The sequence below is a fragment of the Pseudomonas sp. SMN11 genome (assembly GCF_052041945.1).
In the GTDB taxonomy this organism is placed as follows: domain Bacteria; phylum Pseudomonadota; class Gammaproteobacteria; order Pseudomonadales; family Pseudomonadaceae; genus Aquipseudomonas.
The window spans coordinates 103,640-120,941 of sequence record NZ_JBKGGW010000005.1 but is presented as its reverse complement, the minus strand read 5'-3'; the positions used below and the strand labels follow the sequence as shown (position 1 = coordinate 120,941).

Annotated in this window: 18 protein-coding genes; 5 read left to right on the top strand and 13 right to left on the bottom strand. The window is 56.3% G+C overall.

The features are described from left to right. Positions 1–46 precede the first annotated feature (46 nt). Complete coding sequence (hpaR, locus tag ACLEJU_RS07455) at positions 47–469, top strand: homoprotocatechuate degradation operon regulator HpaR (RefSeq protein ID WP_435421580.1); 423 nt, start codon at positions 47–49, stop codon at positions 467–469. A 136-nt stretch (positions 470–605) separates the two neighbouring features. Here hpaR (ACLEJU_RS07455) and hpaI read toward each other — a convergent pair whose 3' ends face one another. From hpaI to ACLEJU_RS07415, 8 genes are all read right to left on the bottom strand, one after another. After that, positions 606–1,409 (bottom strand): 4-hydroxy-2-oxoheptanedioate aldolase, encoded by an 804-nt coding sequence (hpaI, locus tag ACLEJU_RS07450; RefSeq protein WP_435421511.1) that lies wholly within the window; start codon positions 1,407–1,409, stop codon positions 606–608. Positions 1,410–1,419: 10 nt separating this feature from the next. Next, positions 1,420–2,223, bottom strand: coding sequence for a 2-oxo-hept-4-ene-1,7-dioate hydratase (hpaH, locus tag ACLEJU_RS07445; protein WP_435421512.1), 804 nt, complete (start codon positions 2,221–2,223; stop codon positions 1,420–1,422). 17 nt (positions 2,224–2,240) lie between these two features. After that, positions 2,241–3,548 (bottom strand): MFS transporter, encoded by a 1,308-nt coding sequence (locus ACLEJU_RS07440; protein WP_435421513.1) that lies wholly within the window; start codon positions 3,546–3,548, stop codon positions 2,241–2,243. Positions 3,549–3,592: 44 nt separating this feature from the next. Further along, complete coding sequence (locus ACLEJU_RS07435; protein WP_435421514.1) at positions 3,593–3,997, bottom strand: 5-carboxymethyl-2-hydroxymuconate isomerase; 405 nt, start codon at positions 3,995–3,997, stop codon at positions 3,593–3,595. A 61-nt stretch (positions 3,998–4,058) separates the two neighbouring features. Beyond that, complete coding sequence (gene hpaD, locus ACLEJU_RS07430; RefSeq protein ID WP_435421515.1) at positions 4,059–4,982, bottom strand: 3,4-dihydroxyphenylacetate 2,3-dioxygenase; 924 nt, start codon at positions 4,980–4,982, stop codon at positions 4,059–4,061. 92 nt (positions 4,983–5,074) lie between these two features. Continuing rightward, entirely contained in the window at positions 5,075–6,535 is a 1,461-nt protein-coding gene (gene hpaE / locus ACLEJU_RS07425) for a 5-carboxymethyl-2-hydroxymuconate semialdehyde dehydrogenase (RefSeq protein WP_435421581.1), read from the bottom strand. A gap of 5 nt (positions 6,536–6,540) precedes the next feature. Further along, on the bottom strand, positions 6,541–7,308 hold the full coding sequence (locus ACLEJU_RS07420) for a fumarylacetoacetate hydrolase family protein (protein WP_435421516.1): 768 nt from the start codon (positions 7,306–7,308) through the stop codon (positions 6,541–6,543). After that, on the bottom strand, positions 7,305–7,976 hold the full coding sequence (locus ACLEJU_RS07415) for a fumarylacetoacetate hydrolase family protein (protein ID WP_435421517.1): 672 nt from the start codon (positions 7,974–7,976) through the stop codon (positions 7,305–7,307). The genes ACLEJU_RS07420 and ACLEJU_RS07415 overlap by 4 nt, the downstream gene beginning before the upstream one ends. Positions 7,977–8,152: 176 nt before the next feature. Between ACLEJU_RS07415 and hpaA the strand changes: the two genes are divergently transcribed. From hpaA to ACLEJU_RS07395, 4 genes are all read left to right on the top strand, one after another. Beyond that, positions 8,153–9,058 carry a 4-hydroxyphenylacetate catabolism regulatory protein HpaA gene (hpaA, locus tag ACLEJU_RS07410; protein WP_435421518.1) on the top strand — a complete coding sequence of 302 codons (906 nt, stop codon included), beginning with the start codon at positions 8,153–8,155 and terminating at the stop codon, positions 9,056–9,058. Positions 9,059–9,300: 242 nt separating this feature from the next. Further along, the gene (gene hpaR / locus ACLEJU_RS07405; protein ID WP_435421519.1) at positions 9,301–9,723 is read left to right on the top strand and encodes a homoprotocatechuate degradation operon regulator HpaR; all 423 of its coding nucleotides are present in this window, start codon (positions 9,301–9,303) and stop codon (positions 9,721–9,723) included. A gap of 87 nt (positions 9,724–9,810) precedes the next feature. Next, entirely contained in the window at positions 9,811–11,007 is a 1,197-nt protein-coding gene (locus ACLEJU_RS07400; protein WP_435421520.1) for a Bcr/CflA family multidrug efflux MFS transporter, read from the top strand. A 66-nt stretch (positions 11,008–11,073) separates the two neighbouring features. Next, on the top strand, positions 11,074–12,024 hold the full coding sequence (locus ACLEJU_RS07395) for a helix-turn-helix domain-containing protein (protein ID WP_435421521.1): 951 nt from the start codon (positions 11,074–11,076) through the stop codon (positions 12,022–12,024). 21 nt (positions 12,025–12,045) lie between these two features. On the opposite strand, the gene ACLEJU_RS07390 is transcribed toward ACLEJU_RS07395, so the two are convergent. The 5 genes from ACLEJU_RS07390 to ACLEJU_RS07370 all read right to left on the bottom strand — a co-directional run bounded on the left by ACLEJU_RS07390 (position 12,046) and on the right by ACLEJU_RS07370 (position 17,290). Beyond that, entirely contained in the window at positions 12,046–13,215 is a 1,170-nt protein-coding gene (locus tag ACLEJU_RS07390; protein ID WP_435421522.1) for an MFS transporter, read from the bottom strand. A 17-nt stretch (positions 13,216–13,232) separates the two neighbouring features. Further along, positions 13,233–14,093, bottom strand: a complete 861-nt coding sequence (locus ACLEJU_RS07385) for a transporter (RefSeq protein WP_435421523.1) — start codon at positions 14,091–14,093, stop codon at positions 13,233–13,235. Between the two features lie 184 nt (positions 14,094–14,277). Next, positions 14,278–15,240, bottom strand: coding sequence for a CobW family GTP-binding protein (locus ACLEJU_RS07380; RefSeq protein WP_435421524.1), 963 nt, complete (start codon positions 15,238–15,240; stop codon positions 14,278–14,280). A gap of 8 nt (positions 15,241–15,248) precedes the next feature. Beyond that, entirely contained in the window at positions 15,249–15,632 is a 384-nt protein-coding gene (locus ACLEJU_RS07375) for a nuclear transport factor 2 family protein (RefSeq protein ID WP_435421525.1), read from the bottom strand. Then, positions 15,629–17,290, bottom strand: a complete 1,662-nt coding sequence (locus tag ACLEJU_RS07370) for an amidohydrolase (protein ID WP_435421526.1) — start codon at positions 17,288–17,290, stop codon at positions 15,629–15,631. The genes ACLEJU_RS07375 and ACLEJU_RS07370 overlap by 4 nt, the downstream gene beginning before the upstream one ends. Positions 17,291–17,302: the final 12 nt, after the last annotated feature.

Here is a 17,302-nt window from a genome sequence, read left to right as displayed (position 1 = left end):
GTGCTGTGATTATTCATCCCAAAATCATATTGAAATGGATGCCTCGATGACAAAAGCTAGGCCATCGCTGACGCTCAATCTGCTGCAAGCCAGAGAGGCCGCAATGCGTTTTTTCCGGCCCTCGTTGAAGGAGCATGGGCTGACGGAACAGCAGTGGAGGGTGGTGCGAATTCTCCATGAGCACGGTCCCACGGAAGTTCTGAAACTCGCCGATCTAGCATGCATCCTCGCTCCCAGCATGACTGGTGTCGTTTCACGGATGCAGAAAGCGGGGCTCGTAAAAAAACTGAAGGTTCAGCACGATCACCGGATCGTGTTAGTGGACCTGACCGAGGATGGTCTCGCGTGCTTTGTCAGCATGAGCGAGCGGATGAAGCAGAGCTATGTGCTGCTTCAAGGCAAGTTCGGTGAGGAAAGGCTTGACGCGTTACTGGAGCTTCTTGGCGAACTGAAGCGGCTTCAGCGCTGAGGCGTTTTCGCAGTTTAGTGCCTAATCACGATTTTCTCAGGATCTACTGTAGCACTGGCGTCTGCCTCCCAAACGCCCATAAAAAAGAGGCGCAGATGCGCCTCTCTTTAACTGGTTTAGCAGTAGGAAGGCATCGTTAGTAGACACCGCCACCCGCAGAGCTGATTACACCTGTTTCTTTGAACTTGCCAGCTAGCGCCTGCAAGCCACGCATCAAAACAGTGGTATCGACTCCGACAGCTACGAAGGCGGCTCCCAGTTCGATATAGCGTCGAGCAAGCTTCTCATCCGCACTGAGAATGCCCGCAGCCTTGCCGGCCTGAGTGATGCGCACGATGGCATCTTCGATGGCGGCCTGAACCTCGGGGTGGCCGGGGTTGCCGCGGTGCCCCATGGCCGCGCTAAGATCAGCCGGGCCAATGAATACGCCATCGACACCTTCGACCGCGACGATTTCGTCCAGGTTGGCCAGGCCTTCCTTGTTCTCGATCTGCACCAGCAGGCACATCTGCTCGTCGGCATGGTCGAGATAGCCCGGGATGCTGTTCCAGCGCGAGGCGCGTGCCAAGGCGCTGCCAACTCCGCGAACGCCGTTGGGCGGGTACTGCACGGCCCGCACCAGCTGACGGGCTTGCTCGGCGCTCTCAACCATGGGGACCAGCAACGTCTGCGCACCAATGTCCAGTACCTGCTTGATCAGTGCGGTATCACCGATCACCGGGCGGATTACCGGCTGGCTGGAGTAGGGCGCTACGGCCTGCAACTGCGCGAGCATGCCCCGCAGGTCGTTGGGGGCGTGTTCACCGTCGATCAGCAGCCAGTCGAAACCGGCATTGGCTGCCAGTTCGGCGCAATAGGCATTGGCCAGACCGAGCCACAGACCGATTTGCGGCTCGCCACTACGTAAGCGCTGCTTGAAGTGATTGATAGGCATATTCATGGGCAGGCCCTCAGACGAAACGGCAGGCGATCGAGCCGAGCATGTCGTAGTCGACGTGGAAAGTATCACCAGGACGAGCTGCTACTGGACGGGTGAATGAGCCGCCAAGGATGATCTGGCCAGGTTGCAGGGTGACGTCGTACGGCGCCAGTTTGTTGGCCAGCCACGCCACGCCCTTGGCCGGGTGGTTGAGCACGGCGGCGCTGACTCCGGATTCCTCGATCACCCCATTGCGGTAAAGCACCGCTGGCACCTTGCGCAGGTCGATTTCGGTGGGGCGCACGGCGCGGCCGCCCATGACTACACCGGCGTTGGCGGCGTTGTCGGAAATGGTGTCGAACACTTTGCGCGTAGCCTGGGTTTGCGGGTCGACCTGCTGGATGCGGGCGTCGATGATCTCCAGCGCCGGGATTACCCACTCGGTTGCATCCAGTACGTCGAACACGGTCACGTTGGGGCCCTTCAGCGGCTTGCCGAGGATAAACGCCAGTTCAACTTCCACACGCGGCACGATGAAACGTTCGAACGGGATGTCGCTGCCTTCATCGAACAGCATGTCGTCAAGTAGGGCGCCGTAGTCGGGCTCGGTGATGTTCGACGACACCTGCATGGCCCGCGAGGTCAGGCCGATCTTGTGGCCGACCAGCTTGCGCCCAGCCGCAATCTTTTTTGCTACCCAGGCGCGTTGAATGGCGTAGGCATCTTCGATAGTAAATGCAGGGTGATCCAACGAGAATTGACGTACTTGCTCACGGGAGCGCTCAGCCTGGTCGAGGCGTTCGGCAGCTTGTTGAATGAAGGCGTTGTCTAGCATGTTGGAAGTCTCTTTATTCAGGGGTTGACGATGACGGCCCGGGTGCGCAGCACCAGCAGGCCACCTAATGCGATGAATATGGCGAGTACGTACAGCGCCAGACTTGCGCTGTGTGTGGTGTCGCGTACCCAGCCAATGAAGTAGGGCGTGAAGAACGAAGCGATGCTGCCCAGCGAGCTGATCAATGCGATGCCGGCGGCTTGGGTGCGTGAGTTGAGGAACGCTGGTGGCAGTTGCCAGAACATCGGCAGTGCGGCGCTAGCGCCCATGCCGGCCAGTACCAGGCCGACCATTACCGGGAGCGCCTGCTCTGGGGCAATTGCAGCAATGGCGATGCCGACGGCCGCCATCAGCAGCGGTACGCACAAGTGCCAGCGACGCTCGCGCAGGCGGTCGCTGGAGCGCCCGCATGCCAGCATGAACACGCAGCCGGCCAGGTACGGCACGGCGCTGAGCAGGCCGACGCTGGCGTCGCTGCCCACCCCGGCGCTGTGAATCAGGCTAGGCATCCAGAACGCCAGGGTGTTGACCGCCAGCATCACTGCGCAATACACCGCCACCAGCAGCCACAGCGCCGGGCTTGCGAAAATGGCACTGAACGAGGTAACCGGCTTGCGCTGTTCTTCCTCGCCAAACTGGGCACGCAGCGTGGCTTTTTGCTGCTCGCTCAGCCAGCTCACCCGCTCGAAGTGCTCCGGCAACACGGCCAGCACCACCAGGCCCAGCACCACCACCGGCGCGCCTTCAAGCAGGAACATCCACTGCCAGCCACGCAGCCCGCCGGTGTCGTGCATGAAGGCCAGGATGGCCCCAGACACCGGCCCGCCGACAACGCCGGCCAAGGGCACGGCAATGGCGAACAGCGCAGTGACCTGGGCGCGCCGCCCGGCCGGGTACCAGCGGTTGAGGTACACCAGAATGCCCGGGAAGAACCCGGCCTCGGCCGCGCCCAGGGCAAAGCGCAACAGGTAGAACGCGCTGCTGCTTTCGATCAGCAGCATGCTGGTCGACAGCAGCCCCCACACCACCATCAGGCAGGCGATCCAGCGGCGCGGGCCTACCCGGTCAAGCATCAGGTTGCTGGGCACGCCGAATAGCGCATAGGCAATGAAGAACAGCCCGGCACCCAGGCCGTAGACCGTGTCGGACAAGTGCAGGTCCTGGCTCATCTGCATCTTGGCGAAGCCGATGTTGATGCGGTCCAGGTGGGCGAACAGGTAGCACACCAGCAGCAGCGGCATCAGCCGCCAGGTGACTGCCCGATGGGTACTGTCGGCCCGTTCAACGTGTGCCTCGCGCGGCGAGGCTTGTTCGAGTGTGCTCATGTTTTTGTACTTGTTCTGTAATGAGTCAGGGATAACGCTGGGTGTTAGCGGTTGAACAATGGATGCAAGGAGCTGTGTTTGGCGTCGTAGACCTGGGCGGTGCTGTGATCAATCTGCATGGTGATGCCAATGGGGCGTTGTTGTAGCAGCGGGTCCAGCCGGGTTTTCAGCACCGCTAGAAGGCTGTCGCCCACTGCTTTGTGCACTTCGGTGCTGCGGCCGGTACCCATGCGCAGATTGGCGTACAGGAAGCCATAGTCGCCCTTGCCGTCGGCCACCGCGCAGTGCGCGGCGGGGTAGGCCAGCACGCGTGTGCCGCCCTTGGGGAACACTGCTTTGCCGTCGGCGTCGCGCTGTTCGAGCATGGTGTCCGCCAAAGCGCGGCAGAGGCTTGGGATGTCGGCGTCGGTTTCCAGGTCGGGGGTGTAAAGCAGAACCAGGTGTGGCATGAGAAGCCTCCTCGGTAGAAAGCGGCTGGCCATCCGCTGGGACGGCCAGGCACGAACGAGATTACAGGCGGCTGGTGGATACCACCGCGGCTGGAGTAGCGGCCTGTGCTGGGGGGATAGCGCTACCGTCCTGTGGCGTTACCGGGAAGATCGCGTTGATCTGCCCGGTGCCCGAAGAGCCGAAGTAAGGAGTGACAACATCTGCCTTGCCGTCATACTTGGACCAGCCCAAGGCGCCGAGCAACATTGCGGTGTCATGCATGAAGCCTTCGCCGTGGCCTTTGGAAGCGTACTCAGGGAGCATGCCGCAGAATTCTTCCCACTCGGCGTTCTCCCACATCTTCACTACACGATGGTCGAGGGTTTCCAGGAAAGGGCTCCACACCTTGGTGGCAAAGTCCGGCGCCTGGCCGTTCTGCGCGAAACGGTGTGACAGCGAGCCGCTGGCCAGGAACGCCACGGTGCCGTCGTAGTGGTCTTCCACTGCCTTGCGCATGGCCCAGCCAAGGCGAGCACTGTCAGCTAGGTAGTGCGAGGTGCACAGTGCCGATACTGAGATCACCTTGAAGTGCTGATCTTGGTTCATGTAACGCATGGGGACCAAGGTGCCGTATTCCGGACCAAGGGTCGTGGCGTGATGGGCCATGGTCTCGACGTTGAACCGGTTGCATTCCTCGGCCAGGATCAAGCCCAGTTCCTTGTTTCCAGGGAACTCGTATTCCATGTTGCTGATGAAGTGCGGCAGCTCATTGGAGGTGTAAACGCCTTTGAAATGCTCTCCACACAAAATGTGGTAGTTGGCGTTGACCAGCCAATGGGTGTCGAACACAACGATGGTGTCTACGCCAAGCTCACGGCAGCGTCGGCTGATCTCGTAATGCCCATCGATGGCAGCCTTTCGGAAACCATGGCGAGGGCCTGGCAGTTCCGATAAGTACATCGAGGGTACATGCGTAATTTTGGCTGCGAGTGCCACCTTACCCATGATTCGGACTCCTTATTCTTGTGAGATCCCGCGGCACCGGGCGATCCGGCGGTCGTCAGAACAACAGACCGCCCGGCGCGTTGGGAAAAGGGTCACACGCCCCAGCGGGGGATGTGATGGCTGCCCATGGAAATGCAGACGTTCTTGATCTCGGCGAAGACTTCGAAGCTGTACTGGCCGCCTTCGCGGCCGGTGCCCGAGCCTTTGACGCCGCCGAACGGCTGACGCAGGTCACGCACGTTCTGGCTGTTGATGAACACCATGCCGGCCTCGATGCCACGGGCTAGGCGGTGGGCCTTGCCGATATCCTGGGTCCAGATGTACGAGGCCAGGCCATATTCGGTGTCGTTGGCCAGTTGCAGCGCTTCGGCTTCGTCCTTGAACGGGATCAGGCAGACCACCGGGCCGAAGATCTCTTCTTGGGCGATGCGCATCTTGTTGTTCACGTCAGCGAACACAGTAGGCTGAATGAACTGGCCCTTGGCCAAGTGTGCCGGCAGGTTGGCCGGGCGCTCCAGGCCACCTGCGACCAGGCGCGCGCCTTCTTCCATACCGATCTTGATGTAGCCAGTCACCTTGTCGTAGTGGGCCTGAGTGATCATCGAGCCTACTTGAGTCTTCGGATCGGTCGGGTCACCAACAATCAGGCGCTTGGCGCGGGCTGCGAAGGTTTCGACGAACTGCGCATACACGCTCTCCTGGATGAAGATACGGCTGCCGGCAGTGCAGCGCTCGCCATTGAGCGAGAAGATGGTGAACAGCGCGGCGTCCAAGGCGCGGTCCAGGTCAGCGTCTTCGAAGATTACCACTGGCGACTTGCCGCCCAGTTCCATCGAGTACTTTTTCAGGCCGGCGGTCTGCATGATCTTCTTGCCGGTGGCGGTGCCGCCGGTGAAGGAAATCGCACGGACATCCGGATGACGAACCAGCGCGTCACCGGCGGTGGCGCCGTAGCCTTGGATCACGTTCAGAACGCCATTGGGAATGCCGGCTTCGACGGCCAGGCGGCCCAGTTCGTTGGCGGTCAGTGGCGACAGCTCGCTCATTTTCAGTACGGCGGTGTTGCCCAGCGCCAGGCATGGCGCGGTCTTCCAGGTGGCGGTCATGAACGGCACGTTCCACGGCGACACCAGGCCGCACACGCCGACCGGCTGGTACAGGGTGTAGTTGAGCATCTGGTCGTCGACCGGGTAAGTGTGGCCGTCCATACGAGTGCAGACTTCGGCGAAGAAATCGAAGTTATGCGAGGCACGCGGGATCAGTACGTTCTTGGTCTGGTGGATCGGCAGGCCGGTGTCGAGGGTCTCCAGTTCCGCCAGCTTCGGCACGTTCTGGTCGATCAGCTCACCGAGCTTGCGCATCAGGCGGGCGCGTTCTTTGGCGGGGGTGTTGGCCCACTTGGGGAACGCTTCCTTTGCCGCAGCCACAGCCTGAGCCACTTCCTCGGCGCCGCCGCTGGCGACTTCGCAGATAGCCTCGCCGGTGGCAGGGTTGTAGTTGACGAAGGTGTCTTTGCTCTCGACCTCACGGCCGTTAATCCAATGCTTGATCATGCTGCTCATGCCTTGTTGTTCTTGAAGAAATCAGCTTCGCTGACGATACGGTTGACCAGGCGCCCAACGCCTTCGACTTCCACTACCACTTCATCGCCCGGCACCACGTCTGCCAGGCCTTCCGGCGTGCCGGTGGCGATCATGTCGCCCGGTTGCAGGGTCATGAAGCTGGAGAAGTATTCGATCAGGTGCGGGATGTCGAAGATCATGTCCGCGGTGGTGCCTTCCTGCTTCAGCTCACCGTTGATCCAGGTACGCAGCTTCAGGTTGCTCACGTCCGGTACATCGGCGGCGTCGACGATCCACGGGCCGACCGGGGTGGTGGCGTCGCGGTTCTTCACCCGCAGGTTGGGGCGGTAATAGTTTTCCAGGTAGTCGCGGATGGCATAGTCGTTACACACGGTGTAGCCGGCGACATAGTCCAGGGCGTCCTCGCGCTTGACGTTCTTCGCCGGCTTGCCGATCACCGCCACCAGCTCGCACTCGTAGTGCATGTACTCGACGTTGTCCGGGCGCCAGGTGACCTGGTCGTGGCCGGTGTAGGTGCCCGGCGACTTGATGAACGCCAGCGGCTCAGTAGGCGGGGCAAAGGCCAGTTCGCGAGCGTGGTCGGCGTAGTTCAGCCCCAGGGCGAACATGCTGCCGTTGGCTGGAGGAAGCCACTCAACGTTTTCTTCAGCAACTAGACGACCATCGCTTAGGCGAACCGCGTTGTTGGCCTCAACGGTGACAGCATGAACGCTGCCCTCATAACGAATGCGAGCGTGTTTCATGCTTGGTCCTCTGATTCAGCCACGATGTTGTTAGCCAGACGGCCGAGGCCGGTGATTTCGACTTCTACAAAGTCTCCAGGCTGAACGTCGACGCGCCCTTCAGGCGTACCGGTGATCAGCACATCCCCTTCGTGCAACGTCATGAACTCGCTCAGTTCGGCGATCAGTTGCGGGATACCACGCACCAGATTGGCAGTGGTGTTCTCTTGCACAACCTTACCGTTCACGTAGAGCTTGATGGTCAGTTGGTGCGGGTCAGCAATGGTCGCAACCGGTACCAGTTCCGGGCCAATGGCACAGAAGCCGTCGCGGCACTTAGCCTTGACTGCCGGGCGGTAGTAGCTGTCTTCCGGCAGGCTGTACTCGTTGACGATGGTGTAGCCAGCTACATAGCTCAGCGCCTCAGCAGCACTCACTCGGCTGGCGTCCTTGCCAATAACTACGCCCAGCGCCGGGCCTGGCTGCAAGCGTTCGCCAGCAGGTTGAACCACTTCGGCGCCATGAGCGTTGCGAGTGTTTGGCGTTTTGATAAACAGCACCGGTTTGACCGGGGCTTGCTTGTAGGGCGGCTGCTCGAACTCAGCGAGACGTTGTTTCAGCAAACCGGTGTAGTTCAGCGCAACGCCGAACAAGGTGCCGGTTGCCGCGTCATGCAGGGCAAGGCTCATGCTTTTCTCCTGGCAGGGGTGAGGCAGCGAGAGCCCCACAAAACTCGTTAATGTGTTAACGTTATATTTAAGATGTTAACGACCGTCAAGCATTGATGCCATGGCGCTCCTTCTGAGACGGGTGCACCATGGGCGTAGCGGCCAATTGCAAAGACAAGAAAAATGAGTACGAATCGATGACTGATCGCCAGCCAATCCCGAATATCAACATCGGCCAGGTGTACGACCAACGCTACAGCGATAGCGAGGTTCACTACGATCGACTGGGCAATCTGGCCGGATTTTTCGGCAGGAACATGCCTGTCCATCGGCATGATCGGTTCTTCCAGGTCCACTACGTGAAAACTGGTACCGTCCGTGTGTACCTCGATGATCAGCAGTACATCGAGTCCGGCCCGATGTTTTTCCTGACGCCTCCGACGGTCGCGCACTCCTTCGTCACTGAAGCTGACAGCGACGGGCATGTGCTGACAGTTCGCCAGCAATTGGTCTGGCAATTGATCGAGGGGGACGGGAGTCTTGTGTCCTCGGGGCTTCAGGTTGCGCCCGCGTGTGTAGCATTGTCTGATCTTGCGCCGATGTATCAGGCAGAAGCCAGACGAGTTGAGGTCTTGTTTGAGGAACTGAGCAACGAAATTGCCGAGCAACGAGCCGGGCGCAGTGCAGCCCTGGAAAACCTTACCCGGCTGATCATGATCAGCCTTCTGAGGTTGTGTTCCAACTCGGTGAAGGCGACCCCCGCGCGACGAGAGGATCTGAAGATCTTCCACCGGTTTAACGAGCTGATCGAGGCTCATTACCGAGAGCACTGGCCACTTTCTCGGTACGCTGCGGGTATTGGGGTCACGGAACCGAGGCTCAACGATGTCTGTCGCAGAATCGCTGACCTTCCCTCTAAGCGACTGATACAGGAACGACTGATGCAGGAAGCCAAGCGACTGTTGCTCTTCAGCGGCAGCTCTGCGAACGAAGTCTGTTATCAGCTGGGCTTCAAAGACCCGGCCTATTTCAGTCGCTTTTTCCAACGCTATGCCAGTTTGACGCCTGGGGACTATCGGCAGCGACACGCGGAATTGAGCTGATCTGGACACGGCTGGAGTGCTCCGGTCATCTTGATTGTTGTATCCAGATGGTCTCAGCTACATGTCTTACGGAAAATGAGGTTTTCGTGGGAGAAATTGCACTTTTCATGGTTTTGACCCAAATCAAGGGTGTGACTTGGCCCAAACGCCTTACCGGAGCCGGCTCACGACCACAGGTCTTCCTTACATCTACATGGGCATGCTAATAAGCTGCCGTTTCGCTTACTTGACGTGGTTTGATCATGGCTAAACCTAGACCTTCTCTGACTCTGACTCTCCTGCAAGCAAGGGAGGCTGCTATGGCATTTTTCAGGCCGTCACTCAATGAGCATGACCTCACAGAGCAGCAATGGCGGGTCATTCGAATTCTCAGCCAACAGGGAGAGCTTGAAAGCCACCAACTGGCACATCAGGCGTGCATTTTGAAACCCAGCATGACCGGTGTGCTTAGCCGACTGGAGCGTGATGGCATCGTGTTGCGTCAAAAATCACAGCAGGACCAGCGGAGGGTTTTCGTGAGGCTAACTGAGCGTGGGCAGGCTCTTTTTGCCGCCATGAGTGGAGACATGGAAAAAAACTACCAGAAGATCCATGCCCAATTCGGCCAGGAAAAAATGGACCAACTCATCGCCTTGTTGAACGATCTGAAAAGGATCGAGCCGTAGGAACGCTGTGTTTGCAGAGAGAGGGTGCGCGCCATAACGTTAAGATGTTATCGTTTTTGCGCCCTTTGATATCGCTGTGGAGCACACATGTTGGACAACCCGCGACGCCTGATCATTTTACTGGCTGCCCTCGTGGCGTTTGCACCGTTATCGATAGATACGTACCTTCCCAGCTTGCCCTCCATAGCCGACGATCTGAACGCTAGCGCTGCGAGTGTGCAGATGACCATCGGTGTCTTCTTGGCTGGGCTATGCATCGGCATGCTCTTCTACGGCCCGCTTTCGGATCGTTACGGGCGAAAGCCGTTGCTGCTCGGGGGAATGGCTCTGTATCTGGTGGCATCGGTAGGCTGCATGTTGGCGAGTTCCGTGGAGCAACTAATCGTCTGGCGCTTCCTCCAAGCGCTCGGCGGGGCCGCAGCGTCTGTGTTGGCACGAGCCATCGTCAGAGATCTGTTCTCCCTCGGTGACGCCGCAAAAACCTTGTCCTTGATGCATCTGGTCACCATGCTCGCGACGCTTGTAGCTCCACTTGCAGGCAGTTTCTTGATGCTCATCGATGGGTGGCGTGTCATTTTTGCCGGGCTGTTTGTTTTCGCGGCCATTTGTCTGCTTGCCTGTATGCTCAGCATCTCCGAGACGCATCATCCAGACAATCGGAGCCAGTCGATCGCAGCAGCGTTGCTTGGTTACTGGCGCATCGCTACTGACCCTACGGCGATCGCGTACATCCTGTGCATGGGTCTTTCGTTTGGTGGAATGTTCGCGTTCATCACCGCTTCTCCCTACGTTTACATCGGATATTTCGGCGTCTCGCCCCACGGCTACGGCTGGTTGTTCGCGCTGAACATTGGTGGCGTTATCATCATGACTGTGGCCAACGCCCGCTTGGTGAGCCGGCTCGGTGCTTTACGGATGCTGGGCGTTGGGGCGACGTTCGCAGGTGTCTCCGCGGTGGGCCTGATCGTGCTAAGTAGCAGCGAATCAATAAGGCTCTGGAGTATTGTTGGCTTTGTGATTCTCTACGTCAGTGTCACAGGGCTGATGGGGGCGAATTGTGTTGCGAGCTTGCTCAAACGCTTTCCTGAAAACGCGGGAGCCGCAGCAGGGCTGGCGGTCGCGACCCAATTCGCACTGGGTGCCGCGTTCAGTGCCTGGGTTGGAGGCTTGGCCCATGACTCACCAAGACCGATGTGCATGGTCATCGCTGCTGCGGGTCTAGGGTCTGCGCTGAGCTATCTGGGTATCAGGTTTCGGTCGACACGTTCATTGGCACAAGCATGATGAGTCAGCTTCGAAGGTGAGCATTGCCAGGCGGTACCGAATTGCCGCTTGGCTCAGGAGGGGAGTATGGAAAGGCTGACGTTGGAATCCTGCTTTGCCGAGAAAGAACTGCCCGCAATCCACTCCACGATGCAAGGTTTGCTTTGGAAGGTAGAGCTGCATACGCTCGATGATAATCGACGTTTTAAGGGACAGTTCAGTACTCAATCCATTGGGGCCTTGAAGCTCACTCGGTCCGAAGTCTCGCCTCACTTGATCCGTCATCAGGCTGACCATACCGGTGCAGCACCCTATGCGGTGACGGTAAAGTCCTCAGGTAAGGCAAGTCTCAATGTCAATAGCCGAGCGATCGAGCTGAAAGATGGTGAGATTTTTTTCCTTGATACTGCGTTCGAATATGACTTTTTTTGCCAGAAGTCAGCAACCTTCACTTCCTTGATAATCCCCAGATCAAAATTTGATCGGCGCTTCCCCTGTGCGAAAATGATGTCGGGCAGGGCGCTACCAGACTCCGGGAGCAGTCGAATCATTCATGAGTTGATGGAATCGATTTTTTCAAATGGACCATCTTCTCAAGAGCTGGATAGCGATTTCCTTGCAGAAATGCTGTTGGCGACATGTCAAACAGCGTTTACTTCATATCTTTCAAGCGGAAACAAACAAGCTGCGGTCTCTAACTCTATGCTTCTGGCATCAGCGGTCCGGGAAATTGACAGTAGGCTGCGAGATCCTGAGCTGACCCCTGAGCTAATCGCCATGGTGCTGGGTGTGAGCTGTCGGCATTTGTATACCGTTATGAAGCAAATCGACAGTTCCCCCGCGAAGTACATCAGGGAGCGCCGCTTGGACCTGAGCAGGAAGATGTTGCGGGAGCCGGCATTCAGGCATTTCACGATAAGTGAGGTAGCGTATCACTGTGGTTTCAATAGCAATACGCACTTCTCCAGAGAGTTTCGCCAGCGATTTGGCATGCCCGCCAAGGAGTGGCGCCAAGGTGGCCCCTTGGCGCTTTACTGAGGTGGTGTACGCTTCAAATTGTCACGATGAGACTGATCGCGCCGCACGGCTCAAAAGTACCAGTGCCAGAGAGATTGAGCACAGTGCAGCTGAGGCTAGGAGAGTGAGCGTGTAGCTGCCCTGTGACTGGATCAGTTGTCCGGCCAAGGCCGGTCCCAGTGCCAAACCGCCGCCCACGACCAAATTGGTGATATTCATCAAGCGGCCGGAAGGGTCGAGGTCCGCAATGCACGCCATCACCAATGGAAGAACGAAGGTCCAGGTGAACTTGAATGCCAACGCCGCGAAGGCGAAGCGCAACAGGTCAGGCTTATCGAGCAGTAGCAGCACAGAGGTGACCAGGGCGACATAGCCCACTACCGTTATAGGCATCCTCGAAGGTCGATTGCCTACCAGCGATGCAACACCGGCACCTGCGACCCCCATGAGCGTAGCTACCGCGAGGATGGAACTGCTGCTTTGAATGGGGACATCGCTGGCGGCGGCGATGCTTCCAATGAATGTCCATACGCCGCTTATGCTCAAGTCAAAAACGAATACTGCAAGCAGTCCTAGTGTGACGCTCCCTTTATGGGCCAGGGATTGAGTTGTTCTATGAACGAGAGACAACGATCTTGGGAATGCTTTGGTCAGCGTCAATGTAGCTACCATCAGTGATGCCATCAGAAGGTATCCAACAGCCAGCCCAAATCGATCGAACAAACCTGGCAATACCTGGATGCCTATCGCGCCCACAAGTAGTTGTCCGAGAACCCAGAGCCCATAGGCTTTAGCGGGGTTGGGCAGCGTTGCTGCGGTACTCATGCAAATGATCATGAGTGAACCGCCTCCGAGCGCGGTGAAAAAGCGTAGAGGTAGCAGATAGCTATAGTCAGGTACAGTGGCGGATAGCAGGTTTCCAGTCAAAAATATCAAGCTTGAAACAACCGCCGCACTACGAAGGTTTACGCGTTTGAGCCAGAATAGTGCTGGCAGGGTGGCAAGGCTCATCGCACCTAGCTCCGCCATGAACAAGCTGCCGATCTGCGCAGGGTTCAATACGAGTTGTTTGGAAAATTGAGCGGTGAAGGCCGGCGCTGTCATCATGACGAGGGGAAGGAAAGAGGCCAGTACGATAATCGCTGTCAAGCGAAGATTTACGGAGGAGACCTCAGTATCTGCATGCTGCCTGGTTGTGCTGTTTATATTCATTGTGATAGTCACTCAGCTCAGTATACATGGACAAAACGAAGCAGGGCTTGGGCGCCTTGGAATGTGTTGCTTGAATCCAAGTCCTTGGTCAATGCGAGCATGACCTGGTTTTTTTGATCAAGTTTGTGTCCTAGCTCAACACCTAGCTGGGTGTACTTCTGCTCAGTATCGGAAAGGGTTGAGCCATCAAACCTAGCCTCTCCGCCTTGTCCCTGGATAAACCGAAGTGCGCCATAAGTGTTATCGGTAAAAGCGTACGACAGAAAAGTCTGGAGTCGGAACACTGGCCTTTGCTCCAGTGATTCGCCATAGTAGTCGTTGTTTTTTCCAAATAGCAGTGCTTCTAAATCGGCTTCTACTACCCAGCGGTCGCCAAGACCTTGTGTGAAGTTGTAAAGAAGATCAAGCACCCACCTATTTCCGCCGGGGGAGACATCTGGGCTTTGTGCGTGGTACTCGCCAATCGGTACCGTGAGCAATGTCATAAAGCCGCTATAGGTCTGGGTATTGGGGTTATTAATCAAGAATAGTGTGCCGCCAATTTGCGGGTCGCCCACTCCACTTCCAGATCCGCTTCCCATCTGACCCGGCGATCGACTGTCAATGTCGACGTAAGGAATTACAAACTGTGGTGTGCAGATGACGCCGCAGATGTCGGTATAAAGGACCTGTCGGAAAGCGAAAGCCGTAACTGTAGCTTTGGCATTTTTATAGGTGTCGCCATCCCCTCGAAAGTTTGTCGAGTGCGAGTAGGAGAGGTAGTAGGCGCTTAATACTGTTCCATCAGGTGCCGCTATGAAGTCTCGGGCATTCATGTCGGCTGCAAATGTGTTGAAAGATACAAGTATTGCAATGAAGCAGGGGGTTAGGTTGCGCATTGTCTTAGCCTTTGCTTGTAATTGATTTAGGCTTGCACGCAAATTTGCGTGATAAATTGGGGTGGCGCTGAACTTGACAGATCAATGCGATTAGAAAATATCCATCGCAGGCGGAGAAGTGCCAGTATTTTTATAAGTTGAGACTGGTTTGAAAGTGACGTGTACTAGCCGTGGACATGAGGGTTCAAGCGAGCAATCGCCGGTTTAAGTGTTCGGCGATGACGCTTGCATGGGTTCCAATGCTGATAAAGGTCAGGCTTGCTTGGGTGTGATTTGTCATGGTAAGTGCCTCTGGCTTCATAAACACTCCACGCACACCATGTATGACAACCGGAGTGCTCAGCCCTTTGATATGAACCACGCCTTTCACGCGCAATAGATTATGTCGGTAGGTCTCGCTCAGTTCATCCAAAGCGTTGGCGAGGAACTCCCAGGGCAGGGGTTCCGCCAATGGAAGATTGGTGGCGCTATATTCCAGAAGATGATCCAATGGAGGCTTGCTGATTTGGCGCATGGCGCCGGCACGAGCAGGTGATTGAAAAACAGCAGCTGCTGATTTCACATCGTTGCTATTTATTGCCTTTACCTTGATGCGAGGGTTTATTTTTAATATGCATTCGGTAAGGAATAAGGACTTTTCATTGCTGACCTTGTCTTGTTTACTCAAGAATACTGTGTCGGAATAAATAACCTGATCCACTGCAAGCTCAGTGGTTCTTAGCGTTTCAAGGCCGAATTCGCAGTCAATGACTCCAATGACCTGCGAAAGTCGAAAGCGATCTCTTAACCAGTGATCTTGAGCCAATTGGAGGATTACAGGCGCAGGGCTTGCAAGGCCGGATGTTTCGACCACGATTTTGTCAATGGGCGGGTTGGCTCCATCAGGCCACTTGAGGTACAGATCTCTCAGCGTGTAGCTGAGGTCATTTTTCATCTCGCAGCACAGGCAGCCACCTGATAGAAGAACGGGGTCTTCAGCCCCAGAGGCTTTGAGCAACTGCTGATCGAGACCTACTTCGCCTATCTCATTGACGATGAACAGTGTTTTTTTGAGTTCACCAGCTTCAATTAAGGAGCGAAGAAAAGTCGTCTTCCCGGCACCCAAAAAGCCGGTAATAACGACAATCGGTATAGATGAATTGATCATGATAAACCTCATGCCTCCAAGGGGTAGCACATGACGGCTTCGCAGAGCCACTGTTGACCGACAAAAGTCCAGTAAAACAGCGCTCTGAATGTCCAAGGTTGAGCGTTGCTGTCCATGGGGGTGACATGCCAGTTTCGGCAGTCCCAGCCGGTGGTCTCGCTGAAGGCGCTTTGGCCATGACTATGAGCGACCGTTTGTGCGATGATGACTGCGCTGAACATTTCCCGGAGTTGTTCGTGACCACGCCGTTCCGGAAGTCCTGCGCCGCTCCAGAAGGCATCGGCCGTAAAAAAATCAGCCAGTAGCTCATCAACCTTGCCGGAATTAAAGTACGTGCAATGCCGGTTGTATTTTTCAATGACTTGCAGGGGAACCGAGGTTTTGTTTTTCATTGAAGTCCTGCATCGGCCGAGTAAACGGTTTTACCTTTGAAGACGGTGAGCAGCACCTGTGTATTGCCAACTTCATTTTTTTCGATTTCAAAAAGGTTGCGATCTAGCACAATGAAATCAGCGGATTTTCCTGCTTCCAGGGAGCCAAATTGATTTTGTTTTCCAACAGCCATTGCACCTGCTTGTGTCATCATGAACAGCGCAGTATCCAAATCTACGCTTTCTTCGCCGCGCAGCAGCATCCCCTGGAGGGCAGGGAATAGATTAGGGTTTTCGGTAATGATCCAATCCGACCCTACCGTTACTTGAGTTCCCAGCGCGTGCATCGTGTTGAACTTGAAGCCGGCGCTAAGGGATTTAAATTCCGGGGAGGTGTTATGCCAGAGTGCTGGCGACATTTCAGCAACAACCCCCAGCGCAGCCAGTCGACCTCTGTCGTCCACATGAATGAAGCCGGCATGCGCAATTTCGTGGAGCGGCCCCTGATTCCCGTTATGTTTACGCATGCGCTCAACGGCATTGAGCGCGATGCGAGCGGCTCCCTCTCCAGCGCAGTGCATTTTCAGCGTTAATCCATCTCGGTCAAGCTTGATCAGGGCGGCAGTAAGATCATCCTCGCTGATCACGATTTTCGACATATCGACCTTGTTTTCACCGTCTATTCGCGACTCAGTGAAATGGGGGGGAAGCGGGGCTCCATCCAACCAGCACTTCACGAAACGAGTGTCGACATGCTGCGTAAAATGCTCCTTGTGCCTCGATATCAAATCGTCCTGCTGTTCAAGCGAGGCGCCGCCTGAGAAGGTGACTTCCTGCCATACCAGGTGGGCTGCAACGTGAAGGTTGAGTTCATCGTTTGAGTCCAGTGCCTTCAGCGCTTTCAGCTCCGGCAGTGACGCAGACGCTTCCTGTACAGAAGTGATGCCGTATCGATGTGCCATGCTCACCGACCAGCGCAAAGCATCCTCGTAGATGTCCGACGAGTATTCGGGCATAGCGGCACTTACCGCCCACCGTGCCCGCTCTACGAGTTCGCCAGTGAGTTCGTCACTTCCTTCGCGTCGGACGAAGTGGCCGCCATGGGGGTCCGAAACGTCGCTGTTCAACCCGGCAATTTCCAGAGCCCTGGAGTTAACCAATGCATTGTGGATGGTGTAGTCGGATATAAAAACCGGCCTGTCAGGAAAATGCTCATCCAGCAGTTTCCTGTCGAGTTGACCTTTCTCTATTTCGAAGGGATTATATTCACCAGCAATTATCCAGCTGCTTAGCGTACCGCCTTTACATTTGCGACAGTTGCAGATGTCTTCAATAAGTTGCTTGCTGTTGGCATTTGGTCGGATGCGGCACTCAAACCCAAACTTTAAACCGCTAAGCAGCAGGTGGATGTGAGCGTCGTGAATCCCAGGCATAATCATTCTTTGCTTAAGATCGATTGCGGGGTAGCCTTGCATCACTCCCTGCAACTCTGCTGCATAGCCGACAGCTGCAAACAACCCCTCTTCAATGATCAGCGTGTCTGCCCATGGTTGAGAAGGGTTTCCGGTATAAACTTTGCCATTTGTATATATTGTTTTTGTCTTCATGGAATGACCTTTATTCGCGCCTGTTTTTATAAGGGCTCTTAAAACGCCTGTGCCTTGCGCGATGGGGCTCATCGATTAGGCGCT